Source organism: Mycobacterium sp., assembly GCF_046091765.1.
Classification (GTDB): Bacteria; Actinomycetota; Actinomycetes; order Mycobacteriales; family Mycobacteriaceae; genus Mycobacterium.
Genome location: NZ_JBJTCF010000043.1, coordinates 17,961 through 33,534, shown reverse-complemented (window position 1 = coordinate 33,534; position 15,574 = coordinate 17,961). Strand labels below are relative to the sequence as shown.

General features: G+C 69.4%; 12 protein-coding genes and 1 pseudogene. 6 read left to right on the top strand and 7 right to left on the bottom strand.

The window, feature by feature from the left end; genetic code table 11:
* Positions 1-112 precede the first annotated feature (112 nt).
* Complete coding sequence (nucS, locus tag ACKOB8_RS03890) at positions 113-778, top strand: endonuclease NucS (protein WP_526375834.1); 666 nt, start codon at positions 113-115, stop codon at positions 776-778.
* Positions 778-1,065, top strand: a complete 288-nt coding sequence (locus ACKOB8_RS03885; RefSeq protein WP_526375832.1) for an Rv1322 family protein — start codon at positions 778-780, stop codon at positions 1,063-1,065. Before nucS ends, ACKOB8_RS03885 begins: the two co-directional genes overlap by 1 nt.
* Before the next feature lie 4 nt (positions 1,066-1,069).
* On the opposite strand, the gene mce is transcribed toward ACKOB8_RS03885, so the two are convergent.
* Positions 1,070-1,540, bottom strand: a complete 471-nt coding sequence (gene mce, locus ACKOB8_RS03880) for a methylmalonyl-CoA epimerase (protein WP_526375830.1) — start codon at positions 1,538-1,540, stop codon at positions 1,070-1,072.
* An 81-nt stretch (positions 1,541-1,621) separates the two neighbouring features.
* Between mce and ACKOB8_RS03875 the strand changes: the two genes are divergently transcribed.
* Together ACKOB8_RS03875 and ACKOB8_RS03870 are read left to right on the top strand one after the other, a co-directional pair.
* The gene (locus tag ACKOB8_RS03875; RefSeq protein ID WP_526375828.1) at positions 1,622-2,815 is read left to right on the top strand and encodes a thiolase family protein; all 1,194 of its coding nucleotides are present in this window, start codon (positions 1,622-1,624) and stop codon (positions 2,813-2,815) included.
* Between the two features lie 80 nt (positions 2,816-2,895).
* Positions 2,896-3,777: a tetratricopeptide repeat protein gene (locus ACKOB8_RS03870; RefSeq protein ID WP_526375826.1), complete on the top strand. Its 882-nt coding sequence runs from the start codon at positions 2,896-2,898 to the stop codon at positions 3,775-3,777.
* A gap of 21 nt (positions 3,778-3,798) precedes the next feature.
* Here the strand turns inward: ACKOB8_RS03870 and glgB are convergent, their stop codons facing one another.
* The gene (glgB, locus tag ACKOB8_RS03865; protein ID WP_526375824.1) at positions 3,799-5,991 is read right to left on the bottom strand and encodes a 1,4-alpha-glucan branching protein GlgB; all 2,193 of its coding nucleotides are present in this window, start codon (positions 5,989-5,991) and stop codon (positions 3,799-3,801) included.
* Positions 5,992-5,998: 7 nt separating this feature from the next.
* On the bottom strand, positions 5,999-8,107 hold the full coding sequence (locus ACKOB8_RS03860) for a maltotransferase domain-containing protein (RefSeq protein ID WP_526375822.1): 2,109 nt from the start codon (positions 8,105-8,107) through the stop codon (positions 5,999-6,001).
* A gap of 84 nt (positions 8,108-8,191) precedes the next feature.
* Between ACKOB8_RS03860 and glgP the strand changes: the two genes are divergently transcribed.
* Together glgP and ACKOB8_RS03850 are read left to right on the top strand one after the other, a co-directional pair.
* Positions 8,192-10,810 carry an alpha-glucan family phosphorylase gene (gene glgP / locus ACKOB8_RS03855; RefSeq protein ID WP_526375820.1) on the top strand — a complete coding sequence of 873 codons (2,619 nt, stop codon included), beginning with the start codon at positions 8,192-8,194 and terminating at the stop codon, positions 10,808-10,810.
* Between the two features lie 52 nt (positions 10,811-10,862).
* A complete protein-coding gene (locus ACKOB8_RS03850; RefSeq protein WP_526375818.1) occupies positions 10,863-11,576 on the top strand; it encodes an MspA family porin in 714 nt (237 codons plus the stop codon).
* A 210-nt stretch (positions 11,577-11,786) separates the two neighbouring features.
* Here the strand turns inward: ACKOB8_RS03850 and ACKOB8_RS03845 are convergent, their stop codons facing one another.
* From ACKOB8_RS03845 to ACKOB8_RS03830, 4 genes and pseudogenes are all read right to left on the bottom strand, one after another.
* Positions 11,787-13,247, bottom strand: a complete 1,461-nt coding sequence (locus ACKOB8_RS03845) for an amino acid permease (protein ID WP_526375816.1) — start codon at positions 13,245-13,247, stop codon at positions 11,787-11,789.
* Positions 13,244-13,438 carry a hypothetical protein gene (locus ACKOB8_RS03840; protein WP_526375836.1) on the bottom strand — a complete coding sequence of 65 codons (195 nt, stop codon included), beginning with the start codon at positions 13,436-13,438 and terminating at the stop codon, positions 13,244-13,246. Before ACKOB8_RS03840 ends, ACKOB8_RS03845 begins: the two co-directional genes overlap by 4 nt.
* Positions 13,439-13,706: 268 nt before the next feature.
* Positions 13,707-13,994, bottom strand: a pseudogene (locus tag ACKOB8_RS03835) (IS1380 family transposase); the annotation flags it as partial.
* 23 nt (positions 13,995-14,017) lie between these two features.
* Complete coding sequence (locus ACKOB8_RS03830) at positions 14,018-15,463, bottom strand: neutral zinc metallopeptidase (RefSeq protein WP_526375814.1); 1,446 nt, start codon at positions 15,461-15,463, stop codon at positions 14,018-14,020.
* Between the last annotated feature and the right edge of the window lie 111 nt (positions 15,464-15,574).

Sequence of the window (15,574 nt, the reverse complement as noted above, 5' to 3'; positions counted from 1 at the left end):
GCCGGCGAGGGTCAGCGGACCGATCGGGCTCGGGACGGTCCGGTAGTGCACGGGTGTCTGCATCGCGGCGGCCAGCTTAGTACCCCGCGCCCCGGGCCCCTAAGCTGGAGCGGTGCGCCTCGTGATCGCCCAGTGCACCGTCGACTACCTGGGCCGGCTCACCGCCCACCTGCCCTCCGCCCGCCGGCTGCTGCTGATCAAGGCCGACGGCTCGGTGAGCGTGCACGCCGACGACCGCGCCTACAAGCCGCTGAACTGGATGAGCCCGCCGTGCCGGCTGACCGAGGCCGAGGACGGCGGGGTGTGGGTGGTCGAGAACAAGTCCGGAGAGCAGCTGCGCATCACCATCGAGGAGATCGAGCACGACTCCAGCCACGAACTGGGCACCGACCCCGGCCTGGTCCAGGACGGGGTGGAGGCGCACCTGCAGGAGCTGCTGGCCGAGCACATCGAGTTACTGGGGGTGGGCTACACCCTGGTGCGCCGGGAGTTCATGACCGCGATCGGCCCGGTGGACATCCTGTGTCGTGACGAGCTGGGCCGCACGGTGGCCGTCGAGATCAAACGCCGCGGCGAGATCGACGGTGTCGAACAGCTGACGCGCTACCTGGATTTGCTCAACCGCGACAGCCTGCTCGCGCCGGTCACCGGGGTGTTCGCCGCGCAGCAGATCAAACCGCAGGCCAAGACGCTGGCCGCGGATCGGGGAATCCGTTGTCTGACTTTGGATTACGATGTGATGCGCGGTCTGGACAGCTCCGAGTACCGGTTGTTCTGATGCCGCGACGACGCCCCCGCGATCCCGGACCCCCGCCGCCCCCGGCACCGAAGCTGGCGCGACGGGTGGAACTCGGTGCCGACGGCCATGAGTACGAGGTGCAGCCGGTCGCGGGTGCGCGGGCGGTCAAGACCTATCGCTGTCCGGGCTGCGATCAGGAGATCCCGCCCGGCAAGCCCCATGTGGTGGCGTGGCGCAGCGACGGGGGAGAAGAGGACCGTCGGCACTGGCACAGCGCGTGCTGGAAAAACCGGACCAACCGGCGACCGACCCGCAGGCGGACCTGAGGCGTCAGCGTTCGGCGGCGGGCTCGACCAGTTCGACAAGAACCCCGCCGGCATCCTTGGGATGGATGAAGTTGATCCGGGAATTCGCCGTGCCGCGTCGCGGTGTGTCGTAGAGCAGGCGCACACCCTCATCGCGCAGCCGCGCGCAGAGCGCGTCGAGGTCGCTGACCCGGTAGGCCAGCTGCTGGATGCCCGGTCCGCGCTTGTCGATGAACTTCGCGATCGTCGAGGTCTCGTCCACCGGCGCCATCAGCTGCAGCTGGGAACTGCCGGCCGGTGCGCCGCGCACCGCCAGCATGGCTTCCCGCACGCCCTGGTCGGTGTTGAGCTCCTCGAAGACCACGATCATCCCGAGGTGGTCGTGGTACCACTGGACCGCCGCGTCGAGGTCGGGCACCGCGACGCCGATGTGGTCGATCGCGGTGACCAGCGCGCTGGCGAGCAGCGGCCGGGCGTCGACGTGTTCGGCGGTCATAACGCAACGGTAACCTGACGGCGGCAGCAGTGCCCATCCGGTTGGCCGAACAGCCGGTCCCTCGCAGCTCAGGAGGTCTTGATGACGACGTCGGTGATCGTTGCTGGAGCCCGGACGCCGGTGGGCCGGCTGATGGGATCGCTGCGGGAGGTCTCCGGCACCGACCTCGGTGCGGTGGCAATCCGGGCCGCCCTGGCCAAGGCTTTCCCCGGCGACGAGCAGCCCGGTGCGCTGGTCGACTACGTGATCATGGGTCAGGTGCTGACCGCCGGGGCCGGGCAGATGCCGGCCCGCCAGGCGGCGGTGGCCGCGGGGATCAGCTGGGACGTGCCGGCACTGACGATCAACAAGATGTGCCTGTCCGGGATCGACGCGATCGCGCTGGCCGATCAGCTCATCCGGGCCGGGGAGTTCGACGTGGTCGTCGCCGGCGGGCAGGAGTCGATGACGCGGGCGCCGCACCTGCTGATGGACAGCCGGGCCGGCCACCGCTACGGCGACGTGACGCTGCTCGACCACACGGCCTACGACGGTCTGCACGACGTGTTCACCGACCAGCCGATGGGCGCGCTGACCGAGGACCGCAACGCCGAGGACCGCTTCACCCGCCTCGAGCAGGACACCTTCGCCGCCGGGTCGCACCAGAAGGCCGCCGCCGCCTGGAAGGACGGCGTTTTCGCCGATGAGGTGGTGCCGGTGCGCATTCCCCAGCGCAAGGGTGACCCGGTGGTGTTCGCCGAGGATGAGGGCATCCGGGCCGACACCACCGCGGAGTCGCTGGCCGGGCTCAAGCCGGCGTTTCGCGCCGACGGCACGATCACCGCGGGTTCGGCCTCGCAGATCTCCGACGGCGGCTGCGCGGTGGTGGTGATGAACAAGGACAGGGCGGCCGCACTCGGACTGTCCTGGCTGTGCGAGATCGGAGCGCACGGCGTGGTGGCCGGCCCGGACTCGACGCTGCAGTCCCAACCGGCCAACGCGGTCAAGAAAGCCGTCGCCAGGGAGGGCATCGGGCTCGATGACCTCGAGGTGCTGGAGATCAACGAGGCGTTCGCGGCGGTGGCGCTGGCCTCGACGCGCGAGCTGGGGGTGGACCCCGACCGGGTCAATCGCAACGGCGGAGCGATCGCGATCGGCCATCCGATCGGGATGTCCGGCGCGCGGATCACCCTGCACGCCGCCTTGGAGCTGTCCCGCCGCAAGGCCGGCTACGCGGTGGCCGCCCTGTGCGGGGCCGGCGGCCAGGGCGACGCGCTGATCCTTCGCGCCGGCTAGTTTGCTGATCCCCGCCGGGCGGACATCAGGCGGGTAACTGTGATGTTGGTCATACGCCGGCCCGTGTCAGACTTGTGCCCGTGACTCGTCCTCGTCCGAGGGTTGCGCCGGCGATGGCCGGGGCGGTGGACCTCTCCGGCCTCAAGCAGCGCGCGGCGCAGGGCGCGGGCGGCGAGCAGTCCGCCGGCGTGGAGATCACCGAGGTCAACTTCGAATCCGAGGTGCTGGTCCGCTCGGGTCAGATGCCCGTTGTCGTGCTGCTGTGGTCCCCGCGCAGCGACGCCTGCGTGCAGCTCGCCGAGACGCTGGGTGCGCTGGCCGCCGAGGACGGCGGCAGCTGGTCGCTGGCTCTGATCAACGTGGACACCGTGCCGCGGGTGGCCGAGATCTTCGGGGTGGACGCGGTGCCCACGGTGATAGCCCTCGCCGGAGGCCAGCCGCTGGCCAGTTTCCAGGGCGGACAGCCGCGCGAGCAGGTGCGCCGCTGGGTGGACTCGCTACTCGCCGCGACCGGTGCACCGGGTGCAGAGCAGCAGGCGGAGGCCGAGTCGGTCGACCCCGACCTGCTCACCGCACGCGAGAAACTCGACGCCGGTGACTTCGACGCGGCCGAAGCCGCCTATCGGAGGCTGCTGGAGCGAGACCCGCAGCACGCCGAGGCGAAAGGCGCGCTGACCCAGATCGGATTCCTGCAGCGCGCCTCCGCGCGGCGGCCCGACGCGGTCGCCGTGTCCGACGCCGCCCCCGACGACATCGAGGCGGCCTTCGCCGCGGCCGATGTGCAGATTCTGGCTCGCGACGCGGCGGGCGCGTTCGCCCGGCTGACCGCGCTGGTGGTGCGAACCTCCGGCGACGAGCGCACCACGGTGCGCACCAGACTCATCGAGTTGTTCGAGTTGTTCGACCCCGCCGACCCCGACGTCATCGCCGGGCGGCGCAACCTGGCCAACGCGCTGTACTGACGGACCCGGATCCGCTCGTACTCAGTCGCCGGCCGGTTCCAGCCAGATGGCCGAACTGGGGGGCAGCACCAACTCGGCCGAGGCCGGTCTGCCGTGGTGCGGACGCGCGCCGGCCGCCACCGCGCCGAAGTTGCCGATCCCCGATCCGTGGTAGACGGTGGCATCGCTGTTGATCACCTCGCGCCAGGTCCCCGCGGCGGGCAGCCCGAGGCGGTAGCGGGTGCACTCGGTGCCGGCGAAGTTGAACACGCACGCCAGCACCGATCCGTCGGCGCCGAAACGCAAAAAGCTCAAGACGTTGTTGGCCGAGTCATTCGCGTCGATCCAGGAGTAGCCCTCGGGCCTGCTGTCCAGACTCCACAGCGCGGGACGGCTGCGGTAGACGGCGTTGATGTCCTCGACGAAGCGCTGGATCCCCGTCGAGAAGCTGTGCTCGTCGAGCTGGAACCAGTCCAGGCCGCGCTGCTCGGACCACTCGGCGCGCTGGCCGAACTCCTGGCCCATGAACAACAGCTTCTTGCCCGGGTGCGCCCACTGGTAGGCCAGCAGGCTGCGCAGGCCAGCGGCCCTGACGTGATCGCTGCCGGGCATCCGGCTCCACAGGGTGCCCTTGCCGTGCACGACCTCGTCGTGGCTGATCGGCAGCACGAAGTTCTCGCTGTAGGCGTAGAGCATTGAGAACGTCATCTCGTGGTGGTGGTAGCTGCGGTACACCGGGTCGCGGCCCACGTAGTGCAGCGTGTCGTGCATCCAGCCCATGTTCCATTTCATCGAGAAGCCCAGCCCGCCCAGGGCGGTCGGGCGGGTGACCCCCGGCCATGACGTGGACTCCTCGGCGATGGTGACGATCCCCGGCACGAGTTTGTGCACGGTCGCGTTCATCTCCTGCAGGAACTGCACGGCTTCGAGGTTCTCCCGCCCGCCGTAGACGTTCGGCGTCCAGGCTCCCGCCGGGCGGGAGTAGTCCAGATAGAGCATGGAGGCGACCGCATCGACCCGCAGGCCGTCGATGTGGAACTCCTCACACCAGAACAGGGCGTTGGCGACCAGGAAGTTGCGGACCTCGGGGCGGCCGAAGTCGAACACGTAGGTGCCCCAGTCCAACTGTTCCCCGCGGCGCGGATCGGCGTGTTCGTAGAGCGAGGTGCCGTCGAAGCGGCCCAACGCCCAGGAGTCCTTGGGGAAGTGTGCCGGGACCCAGTCCATGACCACCCCGATGCCGGCGCGATGCAGGTAGTCGACCAGCAGGCGGAAATCGTCGGGACTGCCGAATCGCGACGTCGGCGCGTAATAGGAGGTCACCTGGTACCCCCACGACCCGCCGAAGGGGTGCTCGGCGACCGGCAGCAACTCGACATGAGTGAAGCCTTGGGCGACAACGTATTCGGTCAGTTGCTCGGCGAGTTCGCGGTAGTCCAGGCCGGGACGCCACGACCCCAGGTGAACCTCGTAGGTGCTCATCGGCGCGAAGACCGGGTTGTGCTCAGCGCGGCGCTGCATCCACTCGCCGTCGGCCCACCGATAGTCCGAGACGAACACCCGCGACGCGGTGCGCGGGGGTACCTCGGTGGCGAAGGCGAACGGGTCGGCCCGATCGGTGACCTCGCCGTCCGCGCCGTGCACGCGGAACTTGTAGAGACCGCCGGCGGGGAAGTCGGGCCAGAACAGCTCCCACACCCCCGAGGAGCCGAGCACCCGCATCGGCGCGTCGTTGCCGTCCCAGCCGTTGAATTCGCCGATCAGGCCGACACCCTTCGCGTTGGGCGCCCACACGGCGAAGGACACCCCGTCGACTCTGCCGTCGGCGGTGTGAAAGGAGCGGGGATGGGCGCCGAGGATCTCCCAGAGTCGCTCGTGGCGCCCTTCGGCGAACAGGTGCAGGTCGATCTCACCCAGCGTCGGCAGGAACCGGTACCCGTCGGCGTGAATCGGCGCGAGGCCGTCGCCACCGGAATAGCTCACCTGCAGCCGGTAGTCGACGAGATCGGTGAACGGCAGCGCCACCGCGAACAGGCCCGCCGACAGGTGCGTCATCGGATAGCGACGGGCGCCGACGAGGGCGATGACCGACTCCGCGTGTGGCCGCAGCGCCCGGATCACCGTGTGGTCGCCGTACTCATGTGCGCCGAGGATCGCGTGCGGATCGTGATGGACCCCCGCCACCAGGCGCGCCAGGTCTCCGGGAGCCGGTGCCAGGTACGGACTGGTGCTCATCGGTGACTCATTCCCGCCTCAGCATGCAGCTACGCTGCCGCTCCGGGATCGGCGGCAGGCGCAGGATGTGGGCGACCGCCTTGGCCGGATCGAGACGGACGTAGTTCGTCTGGCCCCACAGGTATTCCTCGCCGCTGATCTCGTCGCGGACGGCGAAGCGTTCCCAGGGCTGCATCGCCAGCGCGCCCATGTCGAGCGACACCACGCCCTGCTCGGGGCCGAACGGGTTGAGCGACACGATGACGAGCACCAGGTCGCCGGTGACCGGGTCGAACTTGCTGTAGGCCAGCAGTGCCTCGTTGTCGACGGAGTGGAACCACACCGTGCGCAGCTGGCACAGCGCGGGATGGTCGGCGCGGATGTGGTTGAGTCTGGTGAGAAAGGGTTCCAGCGAGCGCCCCGCGGCCAGGGCGCCGGCGAAGTCGCGGGGGCGAAGTTCGTACTTCTCCGAGTCGAGATATTCCTCGCTGCCCTCTCGCACCGGCGTGCTCTCGAACAACTCATAGCCCGAGTACACCCCCCACGACGGGCCCATCGTGGCGGCCAGCACCGCGCGGATGGCGAACATCCCCGGCCCGCCGTGCTGCAGACTCGCGTGCAGGATGTCGGGGGTGTTGACGAACAGGTTGGGCCGGGCGTAGTCAGCGTGCTCGGCGAGGTCCCGGGCGAATTCCATGAGCTCCCACTTGCCGGTGCGCCAGGTGAAGTACGAATACGACTGGGTGAAGCCGAGTTTGGCCAGCCCGTACAGCCGCGCCGGGCGGGTGAAGGCTTCGGAGAGGAACAGCACGTCGGGATCGTGAGTCTTGACCTCGCCGATCAGCCAGGCCCAGAAGTCCGGTGGCTTGGTGTGCGGGTTGTCCACCCGGAAGATCCTGACCCCGTGGGACACCCAGTGCAGGACCACGCGCAGCACCTCGTGGTAGAGCCCGTGGGTGTCGTTGTCGAAGTTCAGCGGATAGATGTCCTGATACTTCTTGGGCGGATTCTCCGCGTAGGCGATGGTGCCGTCGGGCAGCTCGGTGAACCAGTCCCGGTGCCCGGCCGCCCACGGATGGTCCGGCGCGCACTGCAGCGCCAGATCCAGGGCGACCTCCATCCCCAGTTTGGCGGCGGCCGCCACGAAGTCGTCGAAGTCGGCCAGCGTTCCCAGCGCGGGGTGCACGGCGTCGTGGCCGCCGGCGGCGCTGCCGATCGCCCACGGTGAGCCGACGTCGCCCGGCTCGGCGGTGACGTTGTTGTTGCGGCCCTTGCGGTGCACGGCGCCGATCGGGTGGATCGGGGGCAGGTAGACCACCGAGAAGCCCATCGCGGCGATCCGGTCCAGTGCGACGGCCGCGGTGGCGAACGTGCCGTGCACCGCGGTTCCGTCGGGTCGGCGGCCACCGGTGGAGCGGGGGAACATCTCATACCAGGCCCCGCACCGCGCGGCGGGCCGGTCCACCCACACGCTGTAGGACGGGCCGCGGGTGAGCGGTTCGCGCAGGGGGTGGCGGGCGAGCAGTTCGGTCACCTCCTCGGCGAGCGCGGGTGCGGCGCGCTCGAGGGGGTCGCCGGGCCGGCGCAGCTCGCCCGCCGCGTCGAGCAGCGGGCCCCGCTCGGCGCGGGGCACACCGGCGGCCGCGCGCTCGAGCAGCGCGGCGCCGACCAGAAGGTCGTTATGCAGGTCGTCCTCGTCCTGCCCGGCCTCCAGCTTGGCGGTGACCGCGCGCTGCCAGGTCGTGATCGGGTCGCCCCACCCGTCGACCCGGAAGCTCCACAGCCCGACCCGGTCGGGGGTGAACTGGCCGTGGAACACGTCCGGGGTGCGGCCCAGCGCCATCGGGCACTGCTCGGTTCCGGCGCGGGGTGCGGCCGGCGCAGCGGGCGCGTCCGGTGGGTCCGGGGTGATCGCCACCGTGGCGTCGGGGGAGCGGCCCGGCCGCGACGGGTCGCGGCCCGCGCGGGGATAGGCCCGGCCCAGATACCGCACGACCAGCGTGGCGGCCACCGCCTCGTGGCCCTCCCGCCAGACCGTGGCGCGCACCGGGACGACCTCCCCGACGACCGCCCGCGCGGGGTAGGCGCCGCAGGACACCACCGGCGCGATCTCGTCGATCTCGATTCGGCCCGGCACCCGACCAACGGTAGTGGGCGGCCAGGGACGCTGCGGCCGAAGCTCGGACCGCGCGCGCGGCCGGTTCTCAGTAAGGTCGGAGCCGTGAAGGCGCTGCGTAGGTTCACCGTCCGTGTCCCGCTGCCCGAGCGGCTGTCGGCGCTGGGCCGGCTGTCGACGAATCTGCGCTGGTCGTGGGACACCCCGACGCAGGAGCTCTTCGAGAGCATCGACCCGGCGAAGTGGGTCCGCAGCGGGGCCGACCCGGTGGCGCTGCTGGGTGCGGTCAGCGCCCGGCGCCTCGACGAACTGGCCACCGACCACGGGTTCCTCGAGCGGCTCGACCGGCTCGCCGCCGATCTCGACGACTACCTGACCCGCCCGCTGTGGTACCAGCAGCGCGACGCCTCGGCCCTGCCCGCGGGAATCGCCTACTTCTCGATGGAGTTCGGCGTCGCCGCGGCGCTGCCCAACTACTCCGGCGGGCTGGGAATCCTGGCCGGTGACCACCTCAAGGCGGCGTCGGACCTCGGTCTGCCGCTGATCGGCGTGGGCCTGAACTACCGTTCCGGCTACTTCCGCCAGTCACTGACCGCCGACGGCTGGCAGCACGAGAACTATCCCACGATGGATCCGCAGGGCCTGCCGCTGCGTCTGCTCGTCCAGACCGACGGAACCCCGGTGCTCGTCGAGTTGGCGATGCCCGAATCGCGAATGCTGCGCGCGCGGGTGTGGATCGCCCAGGTCGGCCGAATCCCGTTGCTGCTGTTGGACTCCGATATCCCGGAGAACGACCACGACATGCACAACGTCACCGACCGGCTCTACGGCGGCGACCAGGAGCACCGGATCAAACAGGAACTTCTGGCCGGCATCGGCGGGGTGCGGGCGATCCGGGCGTTCACCGCGCTGGAGGGCCGGCCGGCACCGGATGTGTTCCACATGAACGAGGGGCACGCGGGTTTTTTGGGCGTCGAGCGCATCCGGGAACTGATGCTCACCGACGGTCTGGACTTCGACACCGCGCTGACGGTCGTGCGCGCCAGCACGGTCTTCACCACCCACACCCCGGTGTCGGCCGGGATCGATCGCTTCCCGGTGGAGCTGGTCAGGCGTTACTTCCTCGAAAACGCCGACGCCGACGCCGGCGACCTGGTGGCCGGACCGCTGCTGCCCGGAGTGCCCATCGGGCGGGTGCTGGAGCTGGGCGCGGAAGACGACTTCGGCACCGACGGTGCGAAGTTCAACATGGCTCACATGGGCCTGCGATTGGCCCAGCGGGCCAACGGGGTCTCCGAACTGCACGGGCGGGTCAGCCGGGCGATGTTCTCCTCGCTGTGGCCGGGTTTCGATGCCCGCCAGGTCCCGATCGGGTCGATCACCAACGGGGTGCACGGCCCCACCTGGGCTGCGCCGCAATGGCTTTCGCTGGGCCGTGAGCTGCTCGGCTCCACGGAGGCGCTGCGCGAGCCGGAGGTGTGGCAGCGGCTGCATGACGTCGACAACGGTCATATCTGGTGGATCCGTTCCCAGTTGCGCGCCCGCCTGGTCGAGGACATCCGTCGCCGACTGCGCGATTCGTGGCTGGAACGCGGTCTGACCGAAGCCGAACTCGGCTGGACCGCGCAGGCCTTCGACCCGGATGTGCTGACGGTCGGATTCGCCCGCCGGGTCCCGACCTACAAGAGGCTGACGCTCATGCTGCGCGACCCGGCGCGGCTGGAGGCGCTGCTGCTCGACGAAGCCAGACCGATCCAGCTCGTGGTGGCCGGCAAGTCCCATCCCGCCGACGAGGCCGGCAAGGCGCTCATCCAGCAGATCGTCCGCTTCGCCGACCGCGAGGAGGTGCGCCACCGGATCGCGTTCCTGCCGGACTACGACATGTCGATGGCCCGGCTGCTGTACTGGGGGTGCGACGTGTGGCTGAACAATCCGTTGCGCCCACTGGAGGCCTGCGGGACCTCGGGGATGAAGAGCGCGCTCAACGGCGGGCTGAACCTGTCGATCCGCGACGGCTGGTGGGATGAGTGGTTCGACGGGGAGAACGGCTGGGAGATACCGACCGCCGAGGGCGTCGCCGACGAGGAGCGCCGCGACGACCTGGAGGCCAGCGCCCTCTACGGGCTGCTGCGCGACGCGGTGGCGCCGAAGTTCTACGACCGCGACGAGCAGGGCGTGCCGACCCGCTGGGTGGAGATGGTCCGCCACACGCTGCAGACGCTGGGACCCAAGGTGCTGGCTTCGCGGATGGTCCGCGACTACACCGAGCAGTACTACGTCCCGGCGGCACAGGCGCTGCGGCACACCGTCGCCCCGATCGACGGGCTCCCCTACGGCCACGCGCGGGAACTGACGGCTTATCGGATGCGCGTGCGGGAGGCCTGGCCCGGGGTCGCGGTCACCGACGTGGACAGCACCGGCCTGCCCGATACCCCGCTGCTGGGTTCGAAGCTGACGCTGACCGCGGCGGTCGAACTGGCCGGGCTGCGTCCCGATGAGGTGGTCGTCCAGGCGGTGCTCGGCCGGGTGGACGCCGACGGCACCCTGCTGCGGCCGGACTACGTGGACATGGTCCACACCGGGTCCGGCGAGGGCGGAACCGAGATCTTCACCACCACCACGCCGTTGCCGCGGGCCGGCGCGGTGGGCTACACGGTCCGGGTGCTGCCGCACCATCCCCTGCTGGCGTCGGACTCCGAGCTGGGGCTGGTGGCCCTGGCCTGAGAGTTTGGGAACCGTGGCGCGCGGTGCCCGGGCCGCAGGTAGGTTGCCTCGTGTGATTCGTGTGATCGTCGCCATCGGGCTCTGCCTGGCGACTGCGGCCCCGGCGGCGGCCGATCCGCAACCGCCGGCACCCGACCCGGGGGCACCGGTGATCGAACCGGTCGCCGCGACCGAGGCCGCCCCTCCCTCCGATCCGGCGGTGGTGATCTCAGCGGCACCGGTCAGCACCGAGACGCCCGACGGCGCGACCCTGACCATCTCCTCGCGCGACGAGACCCAGCTGCCCGCCGCTCCGCTGACCACCGCGATCTCCTCGCGGGAGTACGTCGTAGGCGGGGTGTTCACCGGGTCGGTCGCCGGTGGCGGGGACAGCCCGGCCGGGGTCTTCGAGGTCGGCTACCAGATCGGCTGCGGGATCGACATGAGCACCTCCAACGGGGTGTCGCTGACCGGCACCGCCGGGATCAGCCCGGGCATCGGCTTCATCGACATCGTTCCCCCCTTCGACAACTTCTTCGTTCCCTCGATCGGCGCCAACCTCGGCGGTGCGGTCACCGTCGGACTCAAGCCGGGCATCATCGAGAGCGTGCCGGTGACCAAGAAGCGCTACACCGGTGCCGCGCCATGGATCTCGATCGACAACTTCCGGGTTCACATCGACGGCTGCGTGGGCGAGTCGTTCATCCGCTCCTACGCCATCCTGACCAAGTCCACCGACGAGGGTGAGGCGATTCTGTCCTGGTACGGGACCACCAAAGCCGTCTGAGGGCGCAGCACCAGATCCTCTGATTCGCACCCGCCGTCGGGACAGCGCGCCGTCGGTTTCCAGCTGCAGATGACCTGACCGTTCTGGACAAAGCGCTGCGGCGACACTTGGGGACCCGCCTCAAACTCTGCGGCCCCGTGCTTGACCCTGTTCGCTAAGACCCGATCCTGAGAGTTCCTAACATTTTCGGGCCGGGAACCGGAGACTTGCTTAGTCGGCGGGGGCCGAGTCGCCGCCGTCGCCCGCGCGCTCGCGCGCGATATCCGACACCCGGTCGCGCACCAGGTACCAGCCCCCGATGAGCGCCGGGATCAGCACAGCCAGGCCCGCGATCGTCGCGGTGCCCACCGGGTAGTTGAACGCCATCAGCACGAGGACCGACAGCAGGAAGGCCAGCGTCAGGTAGCCGGTGTAGGGCGAACCCCACATCCGGAACGACGGCCGTTCCAACCTGCCCTGCTCGGACCACCGGAACAACTGGAGTTGACAGATGATGATGGTCGCCCACGACGAGAGGATGCCCAGCGAGGCCACGTTGAGCACGATCTCGAAGGCCATATCCGGTACGAGGCTGTTGAGCAGCACGCCGAGCAGTCCGATCGAGGCGGTGAGCAGGATCCCGCCGTAGGGGACACCCTGCCGCGACATCCGGGCGGTGAACTTGGGCGCGCTGCCGTTCATCGCCATCGAACGCAGGATCCGCCCGGTGGAGTACAGGCCGGCGTTGAGGCTGGAGAAGGCGGCGGTGAGAACCACCAGGTTCATTACCGTCCCGCCGCCTTCGATGCCGATTCTGGAGAAGAACGTGACGAACGGGCTTTCCGCGGCCGAGTAGGCGGTGTAGGGCAGCAGCAGGGCGAGCAGGAAGAGCGAGCCCACGTAGAACAGCGCGATGCGGGCGATGACCGAGTTGATCGCCCGAGGCATCACCTTCTCGGGCTCCTCGGTCTCGCCCGCGGCGATCCCGACCAGTTCGACCGCCGCATAGGCGAACACGACGCCGGAGGTGACCAGGACTAGGGGCAGCAGTCCGACCGGGAACAGGCCGCCGTTGTCGGCGATCACGCTGAAGCCGGTCGAGTGACCGTCGATGGAATACCGGCCGGCCAGGAAGATCGTGCCCGCGACCAGGAAAGTCACCAGGGCGATCACCTTGACCAGCGCAGCCCAGAACTCGAACTCGCCGAACAGCGCGACCGACACCAGGTTCATGGCCAGGACGATCCCCAGGGCGATCAGCGCGATCAGCCACTGGGGGACGTCCTTGAAGACGCCCCAGAATTTGAAGAACACCGCAATCGCCGTCGAGTCGACGATCGTGGTCACCGACCAGTTGAGGAAATACATCCAGCCGGCGACGAAGGCCGCCTTCTCGCCGAGGAACTCCCGCGCGTAGGAGACGAAGGATCCCGTGGTCGGGCGGTGCAGGACGAGTTCGCCCATCGCTCGCAGGATGAAGAACACGAACACCCCGCAGACGCCGTAGGCCAGGAACAGCCCGGGACCGGCACTGGCCAGCCGGCCGCCGGCACCGAGGAACAGACCGGTCCCGATCGCGCCGCCGATCGCGATCATCTGCAATTGGCGGGGGCTAAGACTCTTGTGGTAGCCGGCGTCCTCGGCGGTCAGTCCGGCCGGTTCGGAGGGGGCGGGGCGGGGAATTGTCGTCATTGCTGCGCCTCCTCGGCGGTCCGGCCGGCGGCGTCGGCGTGGTGCGGCGGGGCGGGCAGGTCCCGGAAGGTGAAGATGAACCCGAAGACAGCGACGGCGGCCGCGACTGCGTAGCCGATGACCGAGTACCAGCCCACGTGGAGATAGGCGGTCACCGCCACGACGACCATGGCCAGAAAGACCATGGACATGCCGATCAGCGGAGTCTTGGCCTTGAAGTCGATGAATCGCACGAGCCTGACCCTCCCCGATCGGCCGGATATGACCGGGTTCAGTCAACCCCTGTGAACGTCCGGCGAAGGCGAAGTGGACGAAGAGTTTTCACGGTTGTAACCGGGGCCGCGCCCCGGTCTGCCCCGCCCCGCCGGGCTGCCCCACACTCGTTTCGGCCGCGCTGCGAGGTGCTTTTCGCTGTGGAGGGGTAAGTGCCTCTGGGCATAAAAGTGGCGCTGGAACACAGTGTCCGTAACAGGCGCTTTGTTTGGCGTGGCCGTAAACCGGGCGCAGCAGTGAGTCGCTGTCGATGAACACCCGCTCATCGGCGCCGGGCAACAGATCGACCCGTCGGTACAGTAGGGCCAGATGCTCACCCAACACCGATTCGATTTGCCGAGCGTGACCGAAGGTGAACTCTCGCAACAGGGTTCCGATAGTCGAGGGTGCGTATACGCCGCCGAAAAGAGTCTTCACCTCGCCCGAGCGCACGATATCGAGATCGTTGATACTGTCAGCACCGGCCCACATCCCGGGCGATATCGGTGGATCGAGGCTCAGGGGAACCGTTTGATGCAGCGTTCCTCGTCGCTGAGGACGCCGACGCGGAAGGCGTCGATGCGGGAGAACCCGGCGGTCACCGTCTCCCCGTTGACGTCGCTGGCGGCCAGCCCGTTGGTCAGCAGACCCGAGACCGCCTCGTCGAGGTCGCCGGCGGTCAGCGCGACGGTGTTGCCGTCGGGGGTGGCGATGTCCCCGGACATCTTGGCGGTTGCCACCCCGGTCAGGCAGGCGGTCCGCAGAGCCGCCTCGGCGGTGTTGAGCGAGAGCCCGCCGCGTTGGCGCTGCAGCGCCAGCATGTAGCGCGAAACGACAGCCGAGTAGGCGGTGTTGTCGCCCTGCAGGACCACTTCGTCGAGGCCCTCGGTGGAGGCACCCATCTGCTGCAGGCCGGGCAGATCGACGGTGATGGTGTTGCTGGCCGGGCAGTACGACGCCGGCGGACTGGGTCGGGCGTCCGGGCAGGCGGCTGCCGCGGCGGCGTCGAAGGTCAGCTGCGGCGGCTGGGCCGGGCTGAAGATGATGTTCAGCGCGTCGACGATCGAGCGGACCGACTCCTCGGTGACGGGTAACTCGCCGGTCTGGTCGGCGGGCAGTTGCACCGGCAGGTCGCCGCGGCGCTGGGTGATCTCGGTCATGGTGATCGCCGCGCACGCCGAGGGTCCGTCGGTGAAGCCGAACTGGAACGCAGAGATGCGCTCGAAGGCCGAGCCGTGCTCGTCGGCGCCGTCGTAGTAGTCGTTCTCCCGCAGTACCGGATCGCGGAAGGAGATCATCGCGGCCAGCAGGTTGTTGAGTCCGTCGCCGGTGCTCAGCGTGAAGCGGGGCGACTTGCCCTCGGCCACCCAGCGCAGGTACACGCCGGTCAAGCAGTCGGCCTGCTGCTCGCCCACCAGCGTGGGGATGCTTCGCGAACTCAGGCCGGCCATCTGCTGGACGGCGTGGCCGTACTCGTGCGCCAGCACCATCGTGATCGCCATGTCCCCGTTGGCCTGGCGCATCGCCGGCAGCAGCACGGTGCGATCCCAGCCGATGGTGTCGTCGTCCTCGCAGAAGCCCGCGTTGACCAGGCCCGAGGTCGACTCACCGCAGAACTGCCCGCTGTAGTCGTCCGAATCCCAGGAGATCACGGCGTCGACCGGCTTGAACTCGCCGCCGAAAGCCTCCGGGTAGGCGAATTCCCAGAACTCCTCGAGGTCGCTGACCGACTGCCCAGCCAGCTGGTCGACCTCGCTGCCGTCGGTCCCGATCACCTCGCGCGACTCGGCCTTGGCGTCGGGCCGCAGCCCGGTCGGCCCGTCCACGGCTTCCAGCCCGCCCACCTTGAAGGGATCGGAGAACACCGAGACCGGGGTCCCGACGACGGCCGTCGCGCAGCCGGTGAGTACCGCGGCGGCGGCCGCGAGGGACACCGCGCATCGCAGGAGGCGGGTTCGGTGCATGTCTCCACTGTGCATGTCTCCCCGGTGCATGTCTCCACGGTGCATTTCTCCACAATAGTTTCACCTGACGCCCCGCACCCGCTGTGGTGGAATCAGCAGGATCGCCGGGGG